This is a genomic window from Planomicrobium sp. CPCC 101079 (assembly GCF_007859275.1).
In the GTDB taxonomy this organism is placed as follows: domain Bacteria; phylum Bacillota; class Bacilli; order Bacillales_A; family Planococcaceae; genus Planococcus.
The window spans coordinates 119,268-143,385 of record NZ_VOHC01000024.1; the positions used below are offsets into that span (position 1 = coordinate 119,268).

At 44.3% G+C, this 24,118-nt stretch carries 26 protein-coding genes; 22 read left to right on the forward strand and 4 right to left on the reverse strand.

What is annotated here, in order from left to right:
* The first annotated feature begins 78 nt into the window (after window positions 1-78).
* The 18 genes from FQV28_RS10910 to fabZ all read left to right on the forward strand — a co-directional run bounded on the left by FQV28_RS10910 (window position 79) and on the right by fabZ (window position 16,303).
* Window positions 79-2,253: a bifunctional diguanylate cyclase/phosphodiesterase gene (locus FQV28_RS10910; RefSeq protein ID WP_146496427.1), complete on the forward strand. Its 2,175-nt coding sequence runs from the start codon at window positions 79-81 to the stop codon at window positions 2,251-2,253.
* A 142-nt stretch (window positions 2,254-2,395) separates the two neighbouring features.
* Entirely contained in the window at window positions 2,396-3,025 is a 630-nt protein-coding gene (upp, locus tag FQV28_RS10915; RefSeq protein ID WP_146496429.1) for a uracil phosphoribosyltransferase, read from the forward strand.
* Window positions 3,026-3,150: 125 nt separating this feature from the next.
* Window positions 3,151-4,281, forward strand: coding sequence for a non-hydrolyzing UDP-N-acetylglucosamine 2-epimerase (wecB, locus tag FQV28_RS10920; RefSeq protein WP_146496748.1), 1,131 nt, complete (start codon window positions 3,151-3,153; stop codon window positions 4,279-4,281).
* A 229-nt stretch (window positions 4,282-4,510) separates the two neighbouring features.
* Window positions 4,511-4,732 carry an AtpZ/AtpI family protein gene (locus FQV28_RS10925; protein ID WP_146496431.1) on the forward strand — a complete coding sequence of 74 codons (222 nt, stop codon included), beginning with the start codon at window positions 4,511-4,513 and terminating at the stop codon, window positions 4,730-4,732.
* A 3-nt stretch (window positions 4,733-4,735) separates the two neighbouring features.
* Window positions 4,736-5,107: an ATP synthase subunit I gene (locus FQV28_RS10930; protein ID WP_146496433.1), complete on the forward strand. Its 372-nt coding sequence runs from the start codon at window positions 4,736-4,738 to the stop codon at window positions 5,105-5,107.
* Window positions 5,108-5,152: 45 nt separating this feature from the next.
* A complete protein-coding gene (atpB, locus tag FQV28_RS10935) occupies window positions 5,153-5,845 on the forward strand; it encodes a F0F1 ATP synthase subunit A (protein WP_370455131.1) in 693 nt (230 codons plus the stop codon).
* Window positions 5,846-5,912: 67 nt separating this feature from the next.
* Window positions 5,913-6,137, forward strand: a complete 225-nt coding sequence (gene atpE / locus FQV28_RS10940) for a F0F1 ATP synthase subunit C (RefSeq protein WP_146496437.1) — start codon at window positions 5,913-5,915, stop codon at window positions 6,135-6,137.
* 199 nt (window positions 6,138-6,336) lie between these two features.
* The gene (gene atpF, locus FQV28_RS10945) at window positions 6,337-6,870 is read left to right on the forward strand and encodes a F0F1 ATP synthase subunit B (RefSeq protein ID WP_146496439.1); all 534 of its coding nucleotides are present in this window, start codon (window positions 6,337-6,339) and stop codon (window positions 6,868-6,870) included.
* On the forward strand, window positions 6,867-7,397 hold the full coding sequence (locus tag FQV28_RS10950) for a F0F1 ATP synthase subunit delta (protein WP_146496441.1): 531 nt from the start codon (window positions 6,867-6,869) through the stop codon (window positions 7,395-7,397). Before atpF ends, FQV28_RS10950 begins: the two co-directional genes overlap by 4 nt.
* Window positions 7,398-7,425: 28 nt before the next feature.
* Window positions 7,426-8,925: a F0F1 ATP synthase subunit alpha gene (gene atpA, locus FQV28_RS10955; protein ID WP_146496443.1), complete on the forward strand. Its 1,500-nt coding sequence runs from the start codon at window positions 7,426-7,428 to the stop codon at window positions 8,923-8,925.
* A gap of 57 nt (window positions 8,926-8,982) precedes the next feature.
* Window positions 8,983-9,840 (forward strand): ATP synthase F1 subunit gamma, encoded by an 858-nt coding sequence (atpG, locus tag FQV28_RS10960; RefSeq protein ID WP_146496445.1) that lies wholly within the window; start codon window positions 8,983-8,985, stop codon window positions 9,838-9,840.
* 453 nt (window positions 9,841-10,293) lie between these two features.
* Complete coding sequence (gene atpD, locus FQV28_RS10965) at window positions 10,294-11,709, forward strand: F0F1 ATP synthase subunit beta (RefSeq protein WP_146496447.1); 1,416 nt, start codon at window positions 10,294-10,296, stop codon at window positions 11,707-11,709.
* Window positions 11,710-11,733: 24 nt separating this feature from the next.
* On the forward strand, window positions 11,734-12,138 hold the full coding sequence (locus tag FQV28_RS10970) for a F0F1 ATP synthase subunit epsilon (protein ID WP_146496449.1): 405 nt from the start codon (window positions 11,734-11,736) through the stop codon (window positions 12,136-12,138).
* A 111-nt stretch (window positions 12,139-12,249) separates the two neighbouring features.
* Window positions 12,250-12,483, forward strand: a complete 234-nt coding sequence (locus FQV28_RS10975) for a DUF1146 family protein (protein ID WP_146496451.1) — start codon at window positions 12,250-12,252, stop codon at window positions 12,481-12,483.
* Window positions 12,484-12,851: 368 nt separating this feature from the next.
* A complete protein-coding gene (murA, locus tag FQV28_RS10980; RefSeq protein ID WP_146496453.1) occupies window positions 12,852-14,144 on the forward strand; it encodes a UDP-N-acetylglucosamine 1-carboxyvinyltransferase in 1,293 nt (430 codons plus the stop codon).
* 237 nt (window positions 14,145-14,381) lie between these two features.
* The gene (gene mreB / locus FQV28_RS10985; RefSeq protein WP_146496454.1) at window positions 14,382-15,386 is read left to right on the forward strand and encodes a rod shape-determining protein; all 1,005 of its coding nucleotides are present in this window, start codon (window positions 14,382-14,384) and stop codon (window positions 15,384-15,386) included.
* 160 nt (window positions 15,387-15,546) lie between these two features.
* Window positions 15,547-15,822 carry a DNA-directed RNA polymerase subunit beta gene (locus tag FQV28_RS10990; RefSeq protein ID WP_146496456.1) on the forward strand — a complete coding sequence of 92 codons (276 nt, stop codon included), beginning with the start codon at window positions 15,547-15,549 and terminating at the stop codon, window positions 15,820-15,822.
* A gap of 43 nt (window positions 15,823-15,865) precedes the next feature.
* The gene (gene fabZ / locus FQV28_RS10995) at window positions 15,866-16,303 is read left to right on the forward strand and encodes a 3-hydroxyacyl-ACP dehydratase FabZ (RefSeq protein ID WP_146496458.1); all 438 of its coding nucleotides are present in this window, start codon (window positions 15,866-15,868) and stop codon (window positions 16,301-16,303) included.
* 71 nt (window positions 16,304-16,374) lie between these two features.
* On the opposite strand, the gene FQV28_RS11000 is transcribed toward fabZ, so the two are convergent.
* Window positions 16,375-16,818 (reverse strand): YwpF family protein, encoded by a 444-nt coding sequence (locus FQV28_RS11000; RefSeq protein ID WP_146496460.1) that lies wholly within the window; start codon window positions 16,816-16,818, stop codon window positions 16,375-16,377.
* A gap of 289 nt (window positions 16,819-17,107) precedes the next feature.
* Here FQV28_RS11000 and FQV28_RS11005 point away from each other — a divergent pair, with 289 nt between their 5' ends.
* Window positions 17,108-17,518, forward strand: coding sequence for a single-stranded DNA-binding protein (locus tag FQV28_RS11005; RefSeq protein ID WP_146496462.1), 411 nt, complete (start codon window positions 17,108-17,110; stop codon window positions 17,516-17,518).
* 25 nt (window positions 17,519-17,543) lie between these two features.
* The gene (locus tag FQV28_RS19225) at window positions 17,544-17,687 is read left to right on the forward strand and encodes a hypothetical protein (RefSeq protein WP_181313590.1); all 144 of its coding nucleotides are present in this window, start codon (window positions 17,544-17,546) and stop codon (window positions 17,685-17,687) included.
* A 54-nt stretch (window positions 17,688-17,741) separates the two neighbouring features.
* Here the strand turns inward: FQV28_RS19225 and FQV28_RS11010 are convergent, their stop codons facing one another.
* The 3 genes from FQV28_RS11010 to FQV28_RS11020 all read right to left on the reverse strand — a co-directional run bounded on the left by FQV28_RS11010 (window position 17,742) and on the right by FQV28_RS11020 (window position 22,509).
* Window positions 17,742-20,465, reverse strand: a complete 2,724-nt coding sequence (locus FQV28_RS11010) for a DEAD/DEAH box helicase (RefSeq protein ID WP_146496464.1) — start codon at window positions 20,463-20,465, stop codon at window positions 17,742-17,744.
* Window positions 20,462-21,994: a hypothetical protein gene (locus tag FQV28_RS11015; protein ID WP_146496466.1), complete on the reverse strand. Its 1,533-nt coding sequence runs from the start codon at window positions 21,992-21,994 to the stop codon at window positions 20,462-20,464. Before FQV28_RS11015 ends, FQV28_RS11010 begins: the two co-directional genes overlap by 4 nt.
* A 74-nt stretch (window positions 21,995-22,068) precedes the next feature.
* The gene (locus FQV28_RS11020; protein ID WP_146496468.1) at window positions 22,069-22,509 is read right to left on the reverse strand and encodes a helix-turn-helix domain-containing protein; all 441 of its coding nucleotides are present in this window, start codon (window positions 22,507-22,509) and stop codon (window positions 22,069-22,071) included.
* Between the two features lie 150 nt (window positions 22,510-22,659).
* Between FQV28_RS11020 and FQV28_RS11025 the strand changes: the two genes are divergently transcribed.
* Together FQV28_RS11025 and FQV28_RS11030 are read left to right on the forward strand one after the other, a co-directional pair.
* Window positions 22,660-23,031, forward strand: a complete 372-nt coding sequence (locus FQV28_RS11025; RefSeq protein ID WP_146496470.1) for a hypothetical protein — start codon at window positions 22,660-22,662, stop codon at window positions 23,029-23,031.
* Window positions 23,032-23,121: 90 nt separating this feature from the next.
* Complete coding sequence (locus FQV28_RS11030) at window positions 23,122-23,577, forward strand: transcriptional regulator (RefSeq protein ID WP_146496472.1); 456 nt, start codon at window positions 23,122-23,124, stop codon at window positions 23,575-23,577.
* Window positions 23,578-24,118: the final 541 nt, after the last annotated feature.

Below are 24,118 nucleotides of genomic sequence, written 5' to 3' on the forward strand. Positions count from 1 at the left end.
AGTGCAGCTGCCTGCCACTGAACGGATTGCCGGCAGCTGTATTTTTTTCCGAATTTATAGGCGAAAGAGGTGCAGCGCATGCACACACATGAATTGAAAAAAGAAAAAAAATTAATCATGGATTGGCTGCGCCGTATTGGTGTTGAGTTCCATACTGGTTTTCTGGTGGTGAATTCAGGGACAGACCATCATCCGATTGTCTTTGCAAATCAAGCTTTTTATGACATGATCGATTATTCAGAAGAGGAAGTTCTCGGAAAAAACGGTCGTTTTTTGCATGGAGATAAAACGGATATGACAGTTAGCCGCCAAATCAGGGAATGTTCAGAATCTCAAGAACCAGGCATTTTTGAGATTATCAACTACAAAAAGAACGGTACTCCATTCTGGAATGAGATTAGCATCCAACCTTTGACATTTCCCGATAGAGAACTGCAGCTGACGCTTATGCTGCAGCGTGATATTACAGACCGGAAACGGTCGGACGCCCTCATTAAGTTGCAGCAGGAAACGTATACCGGCATTGAACAAGGCTATATGTTAAGCATGCTGCTTCAAAAAGCTTGCGATACGGCAGAATCTTTTTTCCTGGACAATACCAGGTGCACGATTATGCTGATAAATGAAAATGAGCGTTTGCATGTAGGAGCAGGGAATTCATTTCCAAAAGAATTTCATGAGAAAGTGAACGGCTTCCCAATAGACAGGACTGCGGGAACTTGCGGACCGGCCATTCTCTCAAAAGAAGCGGTTTTTGTCACCGACATAAAAACAGATTCTTTGTGGCGGGATTACCAAGATGTAGTGGAACAGTTCGATTTAGTGGCAAGTTGGTCAACTCCAATATTAGACGCTTCAAAACAGGCGATTGGAACATTTGTGGTTTATTTCCCTTTGCCGATGGGTCCTAGTGAAAAAGATCTTGATTTTCTCAAGCAAATCTCGTCTATCGTGGCGCTTACAGTTAAATATTCCCAACAACAAGTGGAAATTCTAAAGCTCGCCTATACTGACAAAGAAACCGACTTGCCAAATCGCCATTTTTTCAAAAATGAATTGATGGAACTCCTTAAAGAGAAAAAAGAAGGGTTTATTGCTTTCATTTCAGCTGGTGAATACATAAAAGTGGTGGACCAATATGGCCACGGCGCAGGAGATATGATGATTGCTGAACTGGGGAGGCGGTTTGCCCGTATACGCTTGCCGCATGACCCGCTGATAGCCCGGTTCTCAGGTTCAACCATCGCTTTGTACAGCAAAACACCGCTTGATAAAATTCCGGATTATCTGGATCTTATCAACCAGACGACAATAGAACCGATTATCGTTCGGGACTTGGAGCTGTTTGTCACTTTGAAAATTGGCGTTGCAATCATTACACCGAAACAGCGGGATGCCGACGAGTTGATCCGTTACGCAGATAGCGCGTTATCCAAAGCTAAGCTTCAGGCAGGAGAATCATTCTGCTATTACGAAAATGAGCACGATGAATTTATGATGAAGGATTTGCGGATTGCCAATGAATTGACGGCGGCTTTGCGCCGAGAGGAAATTGGCGTCCACCTTCAGCCGAAAGTGGACTTGGAGACGGGCAACATCCTAAGTTTCGAGGCGTTGGCGAGATGGAATTCTCCGGAACTTGGCACAATTTCCCCTGACGTCTTTATTCCAGCTGCGGAGAAGAACGGCAAAATTCGTGTGTTGGAACAAGCCGTTTTGAAACGGGTGCTTGTCTGGCTGAAGAGCCGGCAAGACCAAGGCGCACAAATGTACCAAGTGGCCATCAACGTGTCTTCCGATCATTTTTTCCATCACTCGTTTATTCCTCATTTGGTTGATACAATGGCCGAATACGAAATCGAGCATCGATGGATTCAGTTGGAGATAACAGAACGAATCGGTTTTGTTGATATCGAAACGGCCCATAAAGTTTTCAAACAATTGACAGCTTTTGGTTTTACAAGCTCAGTCGATGACTTTGGCACAGGTTATTCGTCGCTCAGCTATTTGCAAAAGCTGCCAGTCAGTGAAATCAAAATCGACCGTTCTTTCATTTCCAATATGCACGAACCGACAACACTCGCCATTGTCCGCACAATTGTCCAACTTGCGGAAAATTTGAATTTGAAGGCAGTTGCAGAAGGAATTGAAACAGAAACCCAGCGGGAAGTTTTGCTTACACTCGGATGCAAAATTGGCCAAGGCTATTTGTTCTATCGGCCGATGCCTTTAGACGAAGCCCGCCTTTTATAAACCGGAGCCAATTGGCTCCGGTTTTTTTGCACACACGGGGAATGAAAGAAAACTGAATAATTTCATTGCTTTTTGGAATCCCTCGGCGTGCCAATTTTCTGCTATACTATTGAAGATAATGTTTGAAAAGGAGAGATGTGCCGTGGGTAAAGTATATGTTTTTGATCATCCGTTGATCCAGCATAAATTAACTTATATTCGTGACAAGTCGACAGGAACAAAAGAATTCCGGGAATTAGTGGATGAAATTGCGACGTTGATGGCTTTTGAAATCACACGCGATTTGCCTTTAAAAGAAATTGAAGTGGAAACGCCTGTCCAGGTGGCAACGTCTCGAGTGCTTGCAGGGAAAAAATTAGGCATCGTGCCGATTCTTCGGGCCGGCATCGGCATGGTCGACGGAATCTTGAAGCTGATTCCTGCAGCTAAAGTCGGGCATATCGGTTTATACCGCGATCCGGAAACTTTGCAGCCAGTCGAGTATTATTTGAAATTGCCTTCCGATGTGCAAGAGCGTGAATTTATCGTCGTTGACCCGATGCTTGCAACAGGGGGTTCTGCCATTGAAGCTGTAAATTCCTTGAAAAAGCGGGGGGCCACAAAAATCCGTTTTATGTGCATCATTGCTGCACCGGAAGGCGTAGAAGCGTTTCAAGCGGCGCATCCGGATGTCGATGTCTACATTGCGGCTTTGGATGAAAAACTGAATGACCACGGCTATATTGTTCCGGGTCTCGGCGATGCCGGCGACCGTTTGTTTGGAACAAAATAAGATAGAAGAACGCGGCACCGGCTAATATAGCCCCGAACAGCGCCGGTATAATCGCCGGCTACGGCGAGTTGGCGCCAAGGGGCAAGGTGCCGGTGTTTAGAAGACAAAGCAAAGGACTGGTCCTTTTGACGAAAAAGTGGAAAGTAATGACGATTTTCGGCACGAGGCCGGAAGCAGTCAAGATGGCGCCCCTTGTATTGGAACTTCAAAAGCATCCTGAAACAATCGAACCGATTGTGACCGTAACGGCACAGCATCGGCAAATGCTCGATCAAGTTCTGAATGCTTTTCAAATCCAGCCGGACTATGATTTGAACATTATGAAAGACCGGCAAACGCTAAGTGATGTGACAGTCCGCGGACTGCATGGCTTGGATGAGGTCATGAAGCAAGCGGAGCCAGACATTGTGCTGGTTCATGGCGATACGACGACCACATTTGTGGCAAGCCTCGCCGCTTTTTACAACCAGATTGCGGTCGGCCATGTGGAAGCGGGTCTTCGCACACACAATAAATATTCGCCTTATCCGGAAGAAATGAACCGTCAGCTGACAGGCGTCATAGCGGATATTCATTTTGCGCCCACAGAAAAGTCTGCGCAAAACCTGCTGACGGAAAACAAGCGGGAAGAGTCGATTTATGTCACCGGCAATACGGCAATTGATGCGCTGAAAACAACTATACGCAAAACGTATCACCACCCGGTCCTTGAAAAAGTCGGTTCAGATCGCATGATTTTGCTGACGGCCCACCGGCGGGAGAACTGGGGAGAGCCGATGCGCAATATGTTCCGGGCCATAAAACGGCTGACTGAAGAACATGATGACGTCCAGGTGGTGTATCCGGTCCATATGAATCCTGCTGTAAGAACAGTAGCGGATGAAGTGCTTGGCCGTGATCCGCGAATCCATTTGATCGAACCTCTTGATGTGATGGACTTCCATAATTTTGCGGCGCGTTCCTTCATTATATTGACGGATTCCGGAGGCGTTCAGGAAGAAGCTCCATCACTGGGCAAACCGGTTCTTGTACTGCGGGATACAACCGAACGTCCTGAAGGCATAGAGGCTGGCACGCTGAAGTTGGCAGGCACCTTGGAAGCAGACATCTACCGGCTTGCGAAAGAGCTGCTGACGGACCCGGAAGTGTATGAACAAATGGCGCATGCTTCTAATCCTTATGGAGATGGGGAAGCTTCGCGAAGGATTGTCGCGGCACTCTGTGAGTACCTAAATGAGAAAAAAAGCAAGAAATAAACGAAAGATTTTACAAGCAATGCTAAATTTGTCGACAATATGTCGACACAAAATCGCTTGTGAAGTTTTTCACTTCTACTAATTGACAGGGTTTTACCCCTATTGTATGCTTACAAAGGGTATGCATGAGAAGGTTTTCATACATAAAGATGTTGTTCTGAAAGCCGGATGCGACGGCTCTTTTTAAGAGATATATTGTCAAATCAAAACGAATTTCGAGGGGTTTATCATGCGCCCAACAAAAAGTCCCTTACAAGCGATGGCGCTTTACAGTGCCATTCTCTCACAACTTGTCGGGTCCGTGCTCATCGGTTTGTTCACAGGTATGTGGCTCGATGAACAATTCGGAACCGCCCCGCTTTTCTTAATCATCTGCTTACTCACGGGCTTAGCAATCGGCGTGTGGGCGATGCTTAAAACCGTCCAAAAATTCGAATCAGGAGACAACTAAAAAATGGATGGACTTAGGGAGATTTATACAAGACTAAAAAGAATGATTTATTTCGTCCTTGCGGCGCTCGTTATTGGCTGGGGGTTCACTCCGTACCAAACGATTTTTGCCGGTCTTTTAATCGGAACTTTGTTCGGCATTTATAATATGTGGATTCTGGTTCGCCGGATGGAAAGTTTTGACCGGGCGGTGGCAGAAGGCTCGAAAGTTCGTTCGCTTGGAACGGCATTACGGTTTGGCTCAGGAGTTGCAGCTGTGGCGATCGCATTATTGTTCGCTGAGCACATCCATGTGGCCAGTACGGTCATCGGCTTAATGATTCCGTATGTTCTGCTGCTTGCAGAACGAATTGTTTATCACGTGAAACACTATTAAGAATGTGGAAAGAGAGGTGAAACTATCGTGGGTCATGGCGCTCCTATGTATCAACTGTTCGGTTTATGGTTTAACTTATCGAACGTTATGATGCTTCTTGTAGCCGCTCTTATCGTGTTCCTAATTGCTTTTATTGCTACACGGAAACTGTCGCTCAAACCAACGGGCATGCAGAACTTCATGGAGTGGATAATGGACTTTGTAAAAGGTCTTATCAAAAGCAATATGGACTGGAGAACCGGCGGCCGATTCCATGTTCTTGGAATTACGCTGATCATGTTTATCTTTGTATCGAATATGTTGGGATTGCCTTTCTCTATCGCTATCAATGGAGAGCTTTGGTGGAAATCACCTACTGCTGATCCAACGGTAACGATGACGCTGGCCGCAACAATCATCATTTTGAGCCATTATTATGGCATCAAGATGAAAGGTTTGAAGAGTTATGCGGGAGGCTATCTTAAACCGATGCCGTTTTTATTGCCGCTTAACATCATTGAAGATTTCGCAAATACGTTGACACTTGGTCTGCGTCTTTACGGGAATATCTATGCCGGGGAAATTTTGCTAGGTTTGTTGGCAGGCCTCGGGAGTGCGGGTGCAATCAGATTTGCCGCATCTGTGGTTCCGATGATGGCATGGCAAGGGTTCTCGATCTTTATCGGGGCTATCCAAGCTTTCATTTTCGTTATGTTAACGATGGTTTATATATCGCATAAAGTAAGCGACGACCATTAAGTATAAAATGCTCAACTGAGCAAAAGAAAAAACAAAAAAACAACTATCCTGAGGAGGACACATTACAATGACAGGTTCATTAGGTTTATTAGCAGCAGCAATCGCAGTAGGTTTAGCAGCACTAGGCGCAGGTATTGGTAACGGTCTTATCGTTTCACGCACAGTTGAAGGTATCGCTCGCCAGCCAGAAGCACGCGGAGTTCTACAAACAACAATGTTCATCGGGGTTGCATTGGTTGAAGCACTTCCAATCATCGCCGTAGTTATCGCATTCATCGTAATGAACCAATAGTAATAACGAAAAGCGGAAGCGCCCGTTGAATCTGGGCTCTGAAGTCTGGACAATAAGAAGCTAAATGGCGGGATTGCTTAGGCATATTTTTCGCCATTTATGCTTATCTATTCAATTTTTTATATTGAAAAAACATCTGAAACATTAGATCTTACTATAGAAGACTGGAATTTAGGCTCTTGAAGGGAGTGAAACAATCGTGTTTTTTGATCATCTTGCACTTGGTGCTGCGGAGTCGCATGCTGCTGAGTTTTTGAACACTGGAGACATCCTTGCAACGCTTGTCGTCTTCATCGCCTTGATGTTATTGCTGAAGAAATTCGCTTGGGGCCCGTTGATGGGAATAATGCAGGAACGCGAAGACTTGATTGCTGGGGAAATTGAAACGGCTGAAAAAAGCCGTCAAGAATCACAGAAATTGCTTGAAGAGCAGCGCAACTTGTTGAAAGAAGCGCGTACACAAGCTCAACAAATCGTTGAAAACGCTAAGAAACAAGGCGAAGTTTCTCGTGAGGATATCATTGCAAGTGCTCGTGCAGAAGCTGGCCGCATTAAAGAATCTGCTGTTCAGGAAATTGCGAACGAAAGAGAACAAGCTCTTTCTGCAGTTCGTGAAGAAGTTGTTGCATTGTCTATGCTTGCTGCATCTCGAGTTCTTGGAAAAGAAATTTCTGAAGAAGACAACCGTCAGTTGATAAACGAAACGATTGCGAAGGCAGGCGACGTACGATGAGCCAAGTCTCAGAACGTTACGCACTTGCTTTGTTCCAAACAGCAAAACAACATGAAGTAATGGCTTTAGTTGAAGAAGATTTACGCGAAATTAAAAAATCTTTCGTTGAAAATCCAGAACTCCAAGAATTGATCGATTCTCCCAATCTGACGTCTGAAAACAAAAGAGATATCATTACTCGATTGTTCGGACAAGCAAATGTGTTTGTAGTAAACACGCTGCTTTTGATGGCAGAACGTAAGCGTTTAGATGAAATCGTCGGATTAGTGGATGGTTATGTCCGCTTAGCTAACGAAGAACAAGGAATTGCAGATGCAAAAGTTTATTCCGTCCGCCCTTTGTCAGAAGAAGAAAGCATTTCTGTCTCTTCCGTTTTTGCAAAGAAAGTTGGAAAACAAGCATTGCGAATTGAAAATATCATTGACCCGTCTCTTATTGGTGGAATGCGCATTCAAATCGGAAACCAGATTTATGACAGCAGCATCAGCTCGAAACTTGAGCGACTACAACGTCGATTGATCGGTTAATATCAGAAATTTTGAGAGGGTGACATACATGAGTATCAGAGCTGAAGAAATCAGCGGTTTAATTAAGCAGCAGATTGAAAATTATCAATCTGAGATTAAAGTCGACGAAGTCGGTACAGTAATCACAGTTGGTGATGGTATCGCTCGCGTTTACGGTATTGATAACGTTATGTCCGGAGAACTTGTCGAGTTCCCGAATGGCGTAGTCGGTATTGCACAAAACTTAGAAGCCAATAATGTTGGTATCATCATCCTTGGGCCTTACACTGATATCAAAGAAGGCGACGAAGTGCGCCGTACTGGACGTATCATGGAAGTGCCAGTAGGACCAGAACTAATCGGCCGTGTTGTAAACCCGATCGGCCAGCCAGTTGACGGCCTTGGCCCAATCAACACAACAAAAACTCGTCCAATCGAAAGCCCAGCTCAAGGCGTTATGGCCCGTAAATCGGTTCACGAACCGCTTCAGACTGGTATCAAAGCGATTGACGCATTGGTTCCAATCGGCCGCGGACAGCGCGAATTGATCATCGGTGACCGCCAGACAGGTAAAACTTCTGTAGCGATCGACACGATCTTGAACCAAGCTGACCAAAACATGATTTGTATCTACGTAGCAATTGGACAAAAAGAATCAACTGTACGTAACGTAGTTGAAACTTTGCGCAAAAATGGCGCTCTTGACTACACAATCGTTGTTACTGCATCAGCATCTCAACCAGCTCCATTATTGTACCTTGCTCCTTACGCAGGTATTACAATGGCGGAAGAGTTCATGTTTGATGGCAAACACGTATTGATCGTATATGATGACTTGACTAAACAAGCTTCAGCTTACCGCGAATTGTCTCTATTGCTTCGCCGTCCTCCAGGCCGTGAAGCATATCCAGGGGATGTTTTCTACTTGCACTCCCGGTTATTGGAACGCGCTGCGAAATTGAACGAAACTCTTGGAGCAGGTTCAATTACAGCATTGCCATTCGTTGAAACACAAGCAGGCGATATCTCAGCTTATATTCCGACAAACGTAATTTCAATCACTGATGGACAGATCTTCCTTCAGTCTGATTTATTCTTCGCGGGTGTACGCCCAGCGATCAACGCGGGTCTTTCTGTATCTCGTGTTGGTGGATCAGCACAAATCAACGCAATGAAAAAAGTTGCTGGTACGCTGCGCCTTGACTTGGCAGCGTACCGTGAACTTGAGGCATTCTCTCAGTTCGGTTCTGATTTGGATCCGGCTACTGCAGCGAAACTTGAGCGCGGGAAACGTACTGTTGAAGTATTGAAACAAGATTTGAACAATCCGATCAAAGTTGAAAAACAAGTTGTTATTTTCTACGCATTGACTCGAGGCTTCCTTGACGATATTCCAGTAGGTGACATTCGCCGTTTTGAAGCTGGATTGACTAGCTGGCTGGATTTGAACCACACAGAAATTTTAGATCATATCCGCACAACGCAAAAATTGCCATCTGATGAAGCATTTGCTGCTGCAATCAACGAATTCAAACGCACATTCGCTTAATCAGACCAATAGTTTCCTACGGATAAGAACAAAAAATAATAAGGTGGTGAAATACCAGTGGCATCTTTACGCGATATAAAAAACCGAATTACGTCTACAAAGAAAACAAGCCAGATTACGAAAGCCATGCAAATGGTTTCTGCATCGAAATTGAACCGTGCGGAAGTAAATGCGAAAGCATTCGTTCCTTACATGGGTAAAATTCAAGACGTAGTATCTGCAATTGCTGCAGGGTCAAATGACACGAGTCATCCAATGATGACTACACGTCCGGTGAAGAAAACTGCATACTTAGTAATCACGTCGGATCGTGGATTAGTAGGTGGATATAACAGTAACATTCTGCGTACTGTAACGACTAAAATCCGCCAGCGCCATACATCCAATGACGAGTTTGTAATCCTTAGTATCGGCCGTAAAGGTCGGGATTTCTTTGCTAAGCAGGGAATGACGATTTTAGAGAGCAAAATTGCTCTTCCGGATCATCCTACGTTTGCGGATATCAAAGAAATTACGCACAAAGCTGTTGGTATGTTCTCTGATGGTACGTATGACGAAGTCTACATGTACTACAATCACTATGTTTCTGCTATTCAACAAGACGTTACTGAAAAGAAAGTTCTGCCTTTGACGGATATCCAACCGTCAACGTCTACTGCTTCGTATGAGTTCGATCCATCAGCAGAAGCGATTTTGGAAGTTCTTCTTCCTCAATATGCAGAAAGCTTGATTTTTGGTGCTGTCCTTGATGGCAAAGCAAGCGAACATGCTGCATCCATGACAGCAATGAAGAGCGCAACCGACAATGCGAACGACTTGATCAATGGATTAACACTTGTATACAACCGTGCACGCCAGGCTGCGATTACTCAAGAAATCACAGAAATCGTCGGCGGAGCAGCGGCTCTGGAATAGATTTATATTAGTTGAAGTAGCTAGTAAAGGGTTGCTGATATTCCGCAAAACAGCTTCGAAGCTATTGGCCGAACAGTATTCGGCCGATGGCTTTGCGACGAAGCGCGCAGCGCTGCAGGAGCACCTGCTTTCTCCGCTGTTTTGCTCCATATCTTCTAGGCCGCTAGCTGTAAAATAGCAATTATACAGGTCGGTTCTTTTACTAGTAAGAAGTTTCTTAGCTTCGGCGCGCCTAAGGGCTACGCGAAGCCAGGAGACGGAAGATTTTTCCGGCTTCTGGCGGGAGCTATGCCCAAAGCGTCCGAAGCGATTTGCAAAAAGACGATTTCTTTATTTCAACATATGTAGTTAAAAAGAAACTTGCAGCCAGTCTACCTCCCGCTTCATAAAGCGGGAGTCCTGCTGCTGTAAATAGAACTATCGAAAGATAAAAGTAAGACAGGAGGGAACAGCATGAACACAGGACACGTTCTTCAAGTTATGGGTCCGGTTGTAGACGTACAGTTTTCCGTAGGTCAACTTCCAGAAATCTACAACGCCCTAACTGTAACTATTAATCGTCCCGGACAAACGCCGACTACTTTAACTCTTGAAGTGGCTTTGCACCTTGGTGATGATGCAGTACGCACAATTGCGATGGATTCCACTGATGGATTACAACGCGGATCAGAAGTAACCGATTTGGGCAGTGCAATCACTGTTCCAGTTGGAGATGTAACATTAGGCCGTGTATTTAACGTACTTGGCGAAGTAATCGATTTAGGGGAAGAAATTCCAGCTTCAGAGCGCCGCAACCCGATTCACCGGGCAGCACCTACTTTCGAAAACCTTTCTACTCAAGTTGAAATTCTTGAAACAGGGATCAAAGTTGTCGATTTGCTAGCTCCTTACATCAAAGGCGGTAAAATCGGTCTCTTCGGTGGTGCCGGAGTTGGTAAAACCGTTCTAATCCAAGAATTGATCAATAACATTGCTCAAGAACACGGCGGTTTGTCTGTATTCGCTGGTGTTGGAGAGCGTACACGCGAAGGAAACGACTTGTTCCACGAGATGAGCGATTCTGGCGTTATCAAGAAAACATCAATGGTCTTCGGCCAAATGAACGAGCCGCCTGGTGCACGTATGCGTGTTGCTTTGACTGGTTTGACTATGGCTGAATACTTCCGCGACGAACAAGGCGCAGACGTTCTTTTGTTCATCGATAACATCTTCCGTTTCACACAAGCAGGATCTGAAGTATCAGCGCTTTTAGGCCGTATGCCATCTGCCGTTGGTTACCAGCCGACACTTGCTACAGAAATGGGTCAATTGCAAGAACGTATCACGACTACAAGCGCCGGTTCAGTTACATCCATCCAAGCGATTTATGTACCAGCCGATGACTATACGGATCCGGCTCCTGCTACAACTTTCGCCCACTTGGATGCTACAACGAACCTTGAGCGTAAACTTTCTGAAATGGGTATTTACCCTGCGGTGGATCCTTTGGCTTCGACTTCACGCGCTTTGTCGCCTGAAATCGTTGGTGAAGAACACTATGCAATTTCCCGTCAAGTTCAGCAAACGCTTCAGCGTTACAGAGAACTTCAAGATATCATTGCAATCCTTGGTATGGATGAGTTGAGTGATGAGGACAAGCTTACGGTTAACCGTGCACGCCGCGTCCAAAACTTCCTATCTCAGAACTTCCACGTTGCTGAACAGTTCACGGGCCAAAAAGGTTCTTATGTTCCAGTTCAGGAAACGATCAAAGGATTCAGAGAAATTCTTGATGGCAAATACGACCACTTGCCTAAAGATGCATTCCGTCTAGTCGGACGCATTGAAGAAGTAATCGCAAAAGCGAAAAGCATGGGCGTAGAAGTCTAATATAAGGGACCAGGAGGGAAAAAAATGAAGACCATTGCAGTCAATATTGTCACTCCCGACGGCCCGGTATACGATTCAGAAGTCTCTATGGTGATTGGAGTCACAGCGACCGGTGAAATGGGCGTTTTGCCTGGCCACATCCCGACAGTTGCACCTCTTGGAATCGGCGCAGTCCGATTGAAGAAAGACAACTCAACGGAATTGGTTGCTGTAAATGGCGGATTTCTTGAAATTCGTCCTGAAAAAGTGACGATTCTAGCACAGTCTGCAGAGCGTGCGACAGATATTGATCTGGCCCGTGCTCAAGAAGCTGCTAGACGTGCAGAAGCGAGACTTCAGGCGAATAAAGATGAAGTTGACTTTAAACGTGCAGAACTGGCTTTAAAACGTGCGATGAATCGTATCAACGTTTATGAGGGTAACATTTAAACGAAGCAGGCGGACAGAAGGCAGTCAACTTCTGTCCGCCTTTTCTTTTTCTTTTTCTTTTTCTTTTTTGCTTTTCACTATCCTGTTACTAATTAAAAGGAGAGGATTCTATTGGAAACCGTCGTTGGACAACAGGCGCTCATTTCAATTTTCAGCCATATCTTTTTTACCGGTGTTGCCTTTTATGCGCTTCGTGCCGTCATGTTTGAAAAGTGGATCCGCAAGCAGCACGTATTGCAAGCGCAAATTCTCTATATTTTCCTAAGCATTGCAATCGGACTGGCTGTATCGACTTTTTTCTTGAACATTTCGTTATGGTCTCGGCAATTGCAGTATTTATTTTGAAACTTGTTGTTTTGCCATGGCCGCGAACTTCGTGCCTATGGCAAAACGCCAACTTGGCTAACTAGTTCGCATTTCCTGGGAAATAATTAATGCCATTTAGGTTTATATCCTAGTTTCACGGGAATTGTTGTATGTAATGAGAATGTAATATACCATATAAAGTTTTACAAACGACCGACATAAAAAGGTTAGGAGCTTCGAATCTTATAGCAATCTCAAAAAAATACCACAAATAGGTGTAAAGATACTTGAGAATATGCTGGAAAACAGGTACTATAAGTAAGGTTTTGTTTCTAATAAATGACAATGGACTTTATAACGTACGTTATGTACATATAGATATTACTTTACAGATGGAGGGCATATCAGTGGATCAGATTATTGTAAAAGGCGGTCAAAAATTAAAAGGGAAAGTTCGGGTGGAAGGTGCTAAAAACGCAGTACTACCAATTCTTGCCGGCGCATTATTGGCTTCTAATGGAAAAAGTATCCTTAAAGAAGTACCAAATTTAGCGGATGTTTATACCATCCAAGAAGTGCTGAAAAGTTTGAACGTGTCAATCGAGTATTTCCCGGAAAAAAATGAAATGGTGATTGACGCATCCCAGACATTATCAAGTGAAGCGCAATTTGAGTATGTTAGAAAGATGCGTGCTTCAATTTTGGTAATGGGGCCGGTCCTTGCACGTAATGGATTCGCTCGTGTTGCTCTTCCAGGAGGATGTGCAATTGGCTCACGTCCGATTGATCAGCATTTAAAAGGGTTTGAGGCGATGGGTGCTAAAATTTCCTTCGGCAATGGTTTTGTTGAAGCAAAAACAAACGGCCGTTTGCGCGGCGCTAAAATTTATCTGGATTTCCCAAGTGTGGGAGCTACAGAAAATATTATGGCGGCAGCAGCTTTGGCTGAAGGCGTTACGGTTATCGAAAACGCTGCGAAAGAACCTGAAATTGTTGACTTGGCAAATTACATCAATGAAATGGGCGGCCGCGTAGTCGGCGCTGGAACAGACACAATGCGCATCGAAGGCGTTAAAGAACTTCATGGAGCAGAACACTATATCATTCCTGACCGTGTAGAAGCTGGTACCTTCATGGTAGCTGCAGCGATCACTGAAGGCGATGTTATTATCGAAAATGCGGTGCCTGAACATATGGCTGCTTTGATTTCAAAACTTGGAGAAATGGGCGTCGACATTCAAGAAGTGGAAGAGGGTCTTCGCATCCGTGCTTCACGTCCGCTCCGTTCGATTGATATCAAGACAATGCCGCACCCAGGGTTCCCGACAGATATGCAATCGCAAATGATGTCGTTGATGTTGACAGCCCAAGGCAATGGCATTCTGACAGAAACAGTTTTTGAAAATCGTTTTATGCACGTGGAAGAGTTCCGCCGCATGAATGCATCGGTTAAAATTGAAGGCCGTTCTGTTATTATGGAAGGTCCATCGAAGTTGCAGGGGGCGGAAGTTGCAGCAACAGACTTGCGTGCAGCAGCAGCGCTTATCCTGGCAGGACTTGCAGCTGAAGGCATCACTCGAGTAAACAACCTTTACCATTTGGATCGCGGTTACGTGAACTTCCATAAAAAATTGGCTGCTTTAGGCGCTGATATCGAACGTGTCACAACTGAAGAAGCAAAAGTGGAACAACTGGTCTAATACTTTTACTTTTTATTTATTTAAGCCTGCGAGCTGTCTAGCCCGCAGGCTTTTTGATTTCTCGTGGGGAAGCGGGTAAAAAGTCTTCTTCGTTCCTCGACTGAACAGAGGGTGTAAAGCCTGAACAGCCGCGAAAAAATAATGCAATTCCCATCTTGTCTATGCTAAAATGTTCACTTAGGAGAGTCTTTTTATTTACATATAAGGTGCGGCAAAGATGGAAGGGGAAACGCTTAAATGTTTTCGAAAGATATTGGAATTGATCTAGGGACGGCCAACGTTCTTATCCATGTCAAGGGCAAGGGGATTATTTTGAATGAGCCATCTGTAGTCGCCATAGACCGCACTACAAACCGGGTTGTAGCAGTTGGAAAAGAAGCCAAAGAAATGATGGGCAGAACACCGGAAAACATCGTTGCGATCCGTCCTTTGAAAGATGGCGTCATTGCAGATTTTGAAGTCACGGAAATTATGCTTAAATATTTTTTAGATCGATTAAAAGTGAAAGGTTTTATGACAAAACCTCGCATCTTGATATGCTGTCCGACAAATATCACCAGTGTGGAGCAAAAAGCGATCCGGGAAGCGGCTGAAAAATCAGGAGGGAAGAAAGTGTTTTTGGAAGAAGAGCCTAAAGTAGCTGCAATTGGTGCAGGTATGGACATTTTTCAACCGACTGGCAATATGGTGGTTGATATCGGCGGCGGCACATCTGATATTGCGGTGTTATCCATGGGGGATATTGTGACAAGCGAATCGATTAGAGTGGCTGGGGATGTATTTAACAATGACATTCTTCAATATGTTAAACGGCACCACAAATTATTGATCGGGGACCGGACAGCAGAAGCGTTGAAAATAGCGATTGGCACAGTTTCCCCGAACGGCAGAAAAGAAGAGATGGAAATTCGCGGGCGTGATTTGGTGACGGGTCTTCCAAAAGTCGTTACAATTCAATCAGCGGAAGTCCAACAAGCGATGAAAGAATCAGTTAGCCATATTGTCGCTGCTGCTAGAAATGTACTTGAACATACACCACCGGAGCTATCCGCTGATATTATCGACAGAGGAATCATTTTGACTGGTGGCGGTGCGCTGCTTCACGGCATAGATCAGTTGCTGGCGGCTGAGTTGAAAGTGCCGGTTACGATTTCGGATAATCCTATGGATTGTGTAGCTTTAGGGACTGGCATCATTTTAGACAGCATGGATAAAAGAGCCAGAAGAAAAAGCATTGGATGAAAGCAGTGCTTAAGAGCGCTTAAGATATATAGTTTTATTTCAATATAATGGTAATGCCAAAAAAAGTTGCGCCACTGCCTGTATGGATATTCTGGACGATGAAGGCCTGCCTGTAAAAACAGAAAAAGGACGTCCATCAATAGAAAGGTTGACTAAGCGAATGGCTGAATGGAAGCATAAAAGACCTCTGCGAAGAGAAGTTAAAGAAGTTAAAGAAACTGAACAAGCGGACACGAAAGCTGATTCCAGCTCTTGGGTCCGAATCCGCTTGTTCCCGATTTGGCTGCGTATTCTAATGGTCCTTGCCATCATCGCTGTAGCGATGGTTTTAGGCGTAATGGTCGGATACGGGGTAATAGGGGACGGCGAGCCGTCAGATGCCTTAAAATGGCGTACATGGCAGCATATTATCGATATCATGAGCGGCCAGAAATAACGCCTGCCTGCAAACTTACTGTATTTCAAAAGGAGCTGGACATATGTTGACAGTAGAACAAATTCAAGCAATTTTGCCACACCGCCAACCGTTTTTGATGGTAGACCGGATTTTGGAGATTGAAGCCGGAAAAAAAGCGGTCGGTTTAAAGAATGTCTCAGTAAACGAAGAATTTTTTAATGGCCATTTTCCGGGTTACCCGGTTATGCCAGGCGTGCTGATCGTTGAAGCATTAGCCCAAGTAGGAGCAGCGGCGGTTTTGCAGTTGGAAGTGAATAAAGGGCGTCTTGCCTTCTTCACGGGCATCGATAATTGCCGGTTCAAACGCCAAGTTGTACCAGGCGATCAATTGCGCTTGGAAGTGGAACTGACAAAGTTGCGCGGATCAATGGGCAAAGGGCATGCGATTGCAACAGTGGACGGCGAAATTGCTTGTGAATGCGATATCCTATTTGCTTTGGGGCCAGTAGTAGAAAAATAAGAATAAGAGAATGTTAAAAAAGAAAAAACCAATGTGGGAGCCAATTTCTAAAGGCATCCACGCTGGTTTTTTCATGATTGGGAATTTGCTTCGTCTTTTCGCAGGACTGGGCGCGACCGCATGTCGTTTTCAAACCGCTCAAGCAGTTCTTGGCCTTCCAAACCATCTTCAAGAAGCTCGGATAATAGGGTTTCAGCGTATTTTCGGCGGCCGAGTTTTAAAGTGCCTTTCATCAACACAGAAAAGTGTTCACCGATGACTTTGACGCTGTAAATGCTCACTTGGAAAGGGGCCGGTTCGTTGCCTGGATAGGAAATTACCACTTTAACATCAACCATTTTACCGGCTTCCTTCATTTTTTCAAACGTTTCCCGGTATTTCAAATCCACAAGCATTTCGAGCAGCCACGAACGGTCATTGTTTTCTTGATTGATAATAATTCCGTCGTGGAGAGGAAAATCTACCACATTCTCACCTTCGACGACTCCCAATGACAGCATTTTAAATGTCTTCAAGTATATCCCTCCAAACGTTGCTTTTTTTAAGTATAGCATAGCCAAAAAATTATCAGGCTACGAGTTTTACTGCGTAAATAAAATGGAAAAGCTGCAAAATTTCATTTTTTACTTTCAGGCAATTGCTTCCCGTTTCCTTGGCATATCAATAAAAAATTGCAATATATTTTTCATCCCTCTCGTAAAAACAAATTTTAAAATGCGAAAACGCACCATAAATCATTTTTTCGTTTTTGCGCAAAATTTACTCTTCTTAGTATGATGTTTAAACAAGAGAGGAGGTGAAAAGATGAACCAAGTCGGAATTGTGGGACGCTTGACGAAAGATCCGGTAACGCGGGTAATGAACGAAGGCCGTGTACATACTTCCTTCATAGTTGCGATTTCCCGGAATTACAAAAACCAGAAAGGGGATGTAGAGACCGATTTTGTTCTTTGTTCAACCTGGGGCAGGCCGGCGCACAACGTCTCGAAATACTGCCGTAAAGGTTCGCTTGTAGCGGTGACGGGCCGTTTGCAATCGCGCCATTATGACAAAGACGATGGGACCCGGGTCTACGTCACTGAAGTGTTAGGCGATCAAATCCGCTTCTTGGACAAAAGAAAAGAAAATGAAGAAACCGCCCACAAGCAGCATGAGCCAGAGTCTGAAGAAGACTTTGACTTCCAGCCGCCAGGGACGGAACAAGTGAATGCATAACAAACATTAAAGGGGGCGCTTAGCCATGCCGAAAGACGTACAATTGCAGTTAGAAGTCCATATGGAGCAGTTGATCCGTTTGACTGCGTTGCTTCATAGACGATTGGCAGAGGCGGAGCGGGAGCTAAGCGAGTTGAAAGCCATATTCCGTTCTGCCGAAAAAGACTGACCGGTTTCATGTCTAAAAGAGGGGATTCGGCCAGGTGGGGGCCTGGCCGAATTATTATAACGTATAGGTGAAAAGGTCTTTCAATTCATCATCGGACAGTTCGGTCATCCACTGGCTCGATTGGATAAATTGATCTGACATTGCCTGTTTTTGCGTCAGCAAAGCATCGATTTTCTCTTCAATGGTTCCAATTGTAACAAACTTATGCACATGGACAAATTGCGTTTGGCCAATGCGGTATGCACGGTCAGTCGCCTGGTTTTCAACAGCAGGATTCCACCATCTGTCAGCGTGGAGAACATGTGTGGCAGCCGTCAAGTTAAGCCCTGTTCCGCCCGCTTTCAATGACAAAATGAAAATCGGGAAATCACCGGCCTGGAATTTTGCCACCAATGTATCCCGTTGCTGTTTTGGCATGCTTCCTGTCAAGAAAGGCACTTCGTGCCCATATAGCTCGTTGATCGCTTGCTGCAATAAATGCCCCATCCCAATATATTGGGTGAATATCAAACATTGTTCCCCGCGTTCTGCTATTTCCCCGGCGAGAGTCACTATGCGCTCCAGCTTTTGAGATCTAGGCAGTATTTCTTCAGCAGAAGAATAAGGTTCTTTCAAATAAAGTGCTGGATGATTACATAATTGTTTTAACTTGCTGAGCATCTTCAAGACAAGGCCTTTTTTCTCAAACCCTGTGAGCGTCTCCATTTTCTGCACCGTATCTTGGACAAGGCCTTCGTATAAAGCAGCCTGCTCCGGAGTCAACGGACAATATTCCAATTGCTCTTGTTTTTCAGGCAAGTTCAACTGCAAATCCGGATCCTTTTTCGTGCGTCGGAGAAGGAAAGGCTGGATGCGCTGCCGCAGTTTTTCTTTCGCTTCTTCTGAGTCGTCGCGTTCAATAGGAATCATGAAGTTTTCCTGGAATTGCTTGATTCGATACAAATAGCCTTTGTTGATAAAGTCGAAAATCGACCAAAGCTCAGACAAGCGGTTCTCAATCGGCGTACCTGTCAATGCGATATGGTGGTCGCCTTTGAATTTCCGGATAGTGCGCGACTGTTTTGTATACATGTTTTTAATGTTTTGGGCTTCATCAAGCGTAATGCTTGCCCAGTGCTGTCCTTGAATTTCCTCGGCGTCTGAAGACGCAATGCCATAGGTCGACAACACCACATCCGGGTTTTCGATATACAGGAATTTTGTAAAGTCGTCGCCTTTCGGGCGTGTGCTGCCGTAATGGGTAGCTACTTTCAAATTAGGGGCAAAACGGCTCAATTCTTTTTGCCAGTTTCCAAGAACGGAAGTCGGGCAAACGATTAAAGACGGCTTGCCGGGATTCTTTCCGTGGACGTGGAGCAAGTACGCAATCAGCTGCACCGTTTTCCCGAGACCCATATCATCGGCGAGGCAAAGGCCGAAGCCTTCTTCGCGCATAAAGACCAAATAATCGAATCCGACTTTCTGGTAAGGGCGCAACTCTGTTTGCAGGTTTTCTGGTATTGGCGTCTCCGGCAAATCGCGTTTATCCAAAAGTTTGTCGAGCAAAGTTTTCAACGAACGGTTCAGCTGAAACTCGATGAGCGGATCTTCTTCGTCTCCTGCATCTTCAAGCATGATTTCCGGGACGTTTTGGAACAGCATATCTTTGATTGTCCAATCCGCGTCTTCCGCTTCTTCAATAAGCTTTCGCAGGTGAAGGAGCAAATTGGAGTCAATCCGCACCCATTCATTGCCAACGCGGATAAATTCCTTGTTTTCTGAAACCAATTGCTGGAAATCCTGCATGCTGAGTTCATGGCCGTTCAATGAAAATTGCCAATCAAAACGGATAATTTGATCAAGGCCGACCACAGAAGCTTTTTTGATTGGTGAATGAACATTCGCTTTGACGCGGACTTTCGCTTCCTGAACAGCTTTCAGCCAGGATGGTATAGATACTTCTACACCGAAAGCCTGCAAAATTTCAGCATCGTTTCGCAAAAACTCAAGAACTTCGGCATCGGTCCAGTCTGTATAAAATAACCGTTCTTCTTCAAATCGGTCGACAGAAGGGCAGAGGCTTAGGATCAAAGCCTGTTTCTCAGCAATTTCTTTCGCATGAGTGCGCCATTTTTCCGGCAACACTTTATCGATTGGTTCATCAGCACGGCGTTTAGAAGGTGTCCAATACACCGATCCGCGTTTTGAACGAAGCGCAATTTTTAAGGACCATAAATCTGTGCTGTCCGGTTCGCTCAACTGCACAGCGATGACGTAATCATCCGCCGCAGGAAGTCCGTCCCAGCCGACTTTTTGGACAAAATGCTGAAGATACGGCAACTGGGCAGGGGTTAAGTTTTTTTGGCGCAGCTGATGGCGGATTGTATCGCCAAGAAAACTTCGGATGTCTTCATCGCCATAATTGCCGTCAATATTGATGTCTTCTCCTGTAACGGAGACATGGTCCCAAAGGGAAGCATCATTCAAGGAATTGGCGACTTTGCCAGCCAAATTCAGCCAAGCTTCATCTTCCGCACGCTGCCCTGAAAAGGTTACATAGTGGTGCGGCTCCCGTTGGAACAGACGGACAAAGTCCCCGGGCGTCAAAATAAGGTCAAGCCCATCGGTGACAGAGGTTAAGCCGAAAAAGCTTTCCTTATCCAGGAAATACAAATACGGTTTCCAAACTTCCGGGGGAATCCGATTCCCGGCTTCGTTGACCGCTTGGATGCGAAACTCTTCGGCACGTCTAATTTTCAAATAATAAGTGCGGCTTCCTTCTGTTTGGAATTGATTCATAAAAGGTTTCCTTTCTCGATTTCTTCCTGAAGCGCACGAAGGCGTTTGTTTTGAGTTTGAATTTCATTCATATAGGCTTTCCAAAAATCCAGTTGATCGCTTTTTTTGCAAGCGGCTTTCATCTTTTTCCAAATCCGTACGGCTTGTTTATAGCTGGTGCGGTTGCGTTCTTCAAGATGCGCCATCGCGTAGCGGTGGTAAAGCGGCAAGACGTAGTTGGGAGCGGCGTTTTGCACTTCCTTCAACCCGCATTCTTCTACAAAATAGAGCGGGGAGTTATGCAAGTGATGAAGCTCCGCCCACTGTTTGTATAATTGTTTTTCAATCAAATATATAGAGTAGGCAGGCAAGCCGTAATGGCCGAATTGCTTGAACAAATCTTCCCAATCCGCTTCACTCAAATAGATAAGCGAAAAAAGCCGGCTTAGCGTACGCACATATTGCTGGCGGTACTGCGAGTAAAGGCCTTCGAACAAAAAAGTTTTTACATGCGGTTTGACGGCCATCAATATGGCCGCAAGTGCCTGGTCATGCCCTTCGCTTTCTGCAAGAATTGCAAGCCCAATCCAGTCGTGCACTTCGTTGGGCGATATTTTCAATTCCTTTACCGACTCGTTCAGCAAAATTGCAAAAAACGCACTGATTCGTTCATCTGGTCTCGAAAAAGCCGCAGCTTCTTCTATCCGCATTTTGTGATTAGTAAACAGGCTTGTCCAAAAAAGTTGGTACAGCGAGAACCGCTGGGAAAACGAACCATCTTTCACTGCGGCAAAAGAGCGGACCATCAGTCTGAGATGATCAAAAAAAGCATCTGATTCAAATGTGCGATGCTGCGTCCGCAATTGCTCAAGCAAGTCATGCAATTCGTGCAGCTCGTCTTCAAACCACGTTTTAAAAAACGAATGATGCACTTCTTTTGTGCCGCTGATGTAAGTGTCCCAAACTTCCGTCAAAGAAATAAAATGGGCATAAGTTCGGTAAAGCACTTTCCATTCACGTTCAAGCGGAACAAATGACAATGCGTTTTTTAAGCGCCCTTCATACATTTGCTCAAAGTAGAAATAATTGCGAGTCGTATAATCTGGAACAGGTTCACGCCACGCATTTCGGATAACGGCTGTCCACTGTGCGGGAGAGCGTTTGCTTGATAGAAGGGCCAGTTGATCGTTCGGGCGCGAGCGCCAGTCCGCTACCCATTGGGTAAGAGAGCCGATTTTTTGGTAAAGCGCAAAAATAACCGCTAATCTGTGCCGGCACATTTCTTCTTGCGGGCATGCGCAAATTGCGGTGAGTTTATCGAAATTAAGAAAAACTTTGACTGTGTGGGCGTCTTTTACAATTGCTTCTAAAATCAGCTTTTCTTCATTGAAAGACTGGATTTGCACGCCATCATGGCGCACTAAAAAGACTGCTTTTCGAACCATTTCTTCATCCAGCTCGCGCGTTGGATGAAGCGATTTGTCGATAGCAGCCATATAGTTGTGAATAGTATCATCGAATCGTTGTGCCAAGGATTGAACCGTAGCCATATGCATCGCCCCAAAAATAAAACTTTCCTTCTATTATACGGCTTTCAGGCGGCTCCGTAAACGTTGAAGGAAAGTTAATCGTCGTCTTTCTTTTTATATGCAGTTATAAGTTGTTCGATTTCTTTTGTTGCATTTTTGATGAATTCCGCTTGGAGGGGGACCGGCAATGTGGTCAAGCAGACGAACAGATACCGGAAGGACTCGGAATATAGAAGATCTTTATGGGCTGTATAAAGAGATTCATTGTAATAGGCTTGCAGTTCTTTTGCTTCTGCTGGCTGTAAGCGGGGGCTCTTCGAATCCATATTCAAAATCATTTTCGCGAATTGGTCGTCTGGAATATTGTAGGCTTTTTGAATTTCCGGCAGCCGGTCGACGACAATGGTGCGTTCACCGCTTTCAATGCGCGATATTAGAGAAGGGTGGACGTTTAAGCGTTTTGCCACTTCTTTTTGTTGGACGTTCATATAGGCTCGGTAAGACTTTAATGCTTCGTGAAATCTCAGAGTGATCACCTTCCTCTTGATTTCACTGTACGAAAAATAAATGAATCGGCGGTTTTAATTGCCAATTTGGCATTTAATATATGAATCAGCTAGATTGATGTAAAATAAATGGTGATTTAGTAGTTAAAAATACTTAATTAGTTGGATAGGAGAATGTCCTTGAAAGGTTCATATGTTTTGGAAATTCCGGATTTAGATTATGTATTAAATCACGAGGATGTGAAGCGTTGGGAAGTATTTTTGCTGGATGCAGCCAAACAGTATGAAAAGATCAAGTGGCAAGCTTCTTTTATAGATAAAAGCGGCATATTGCAACAAGAACTCGTCTTCTATGGCCGCCTGAAAACGATAAAAATCGATTTTCAAAACAAGCGCATTGTTTTTTTTCGAGGCGAGGTTAGGTGCGAAGAATTTGAAAAGTTTCTTTTGGAAGTGCTGAATAATTCGTTTATCCGCATCCGTTCTGACCAAATGCATTTTGTCGTATCGCCTGGAAAATTGAACGGAAAAGAGGGGAGCACAATGAGATAATCATTGTGCTTTTTTATGTTAAAACGCAAAAAAATGTGGTATAGTTATCGTAGTAAGAATATTCAAATAACTGGGGAAGGGGGAGAAGACATGCTGCAGATAAAGTTGCTGAAACCGTTCTATACGAAAAGAGAAGGGCATTTGATAAAATTTGTTTTCGCTTATCAATACTTCTCGATATTAAAAGATGACGAGCTGTTTCATTTTATCCCAGTTGAAGGAAAAGAGATTGTGGTGAACTTGAATACATTCCAAGTGGAAAACCTTTCGGAAGTATTTGTGTTCCAAAAAGGCAATCGCTTTATCCGCTTGCCGCTTTATCAATTATTGTTGGTATCTGATATCCACATGCATCTTCAAGCGATCTTGCAGGAAGAGAAGTCTGGAGTGACGGAAGTGAACGATCAAATAAAGACAGAAGCAATGGATGCCATCGAGTTTTTGGAGCATGAAAATTTTGAGAGAATGATTGATTATGCCTTGTCAATCAGGGATGAAGAAATGTTTCATGACTTGTTGGAACGCCAAAACACTGGAGGTTTATAAAGTGAATGGAGCCTATGGATAAACGTCTGCCCGTTAACAAGAGGAGCAGACGTTTTTATGTGAGGAAAAACTGTCAAAAGCCCTTTTCCGCGTCTACGGAAAAGGGCTTTTATAAGTTTAAAGTAAACATAAGTCACCTCTACATTAATGTGAAAAAATTAAGGACCAGCATCAAAACCGTTGAACCGGCCACTCCTATTGCAAGATCTTCCCATCCCAATTCAAGCACTTTATCAAAATTCATCCTCATCCGTCCCTTCATGATGCGTTTTCTCAATTTCAATGTTAAGAAGATCTTATAGGGCAAGTTATAAATCTGGCCGCTTTCTGTAACATATTTTTATTATAAAAAGGAAGTAAAAAAATAACATGAATCTAAATGACTAAAAATTCTAAATATATAAAATTTAATGACTAATTTAGCAAATAGTGAAACTTAAAATTGATAGAATTGAGAATTATATTGAAATATTCTTACAATATTGTTACATTATCAATAAGCTCTTTACATAATTAATGGGAAAATACAATGACTTAAGGG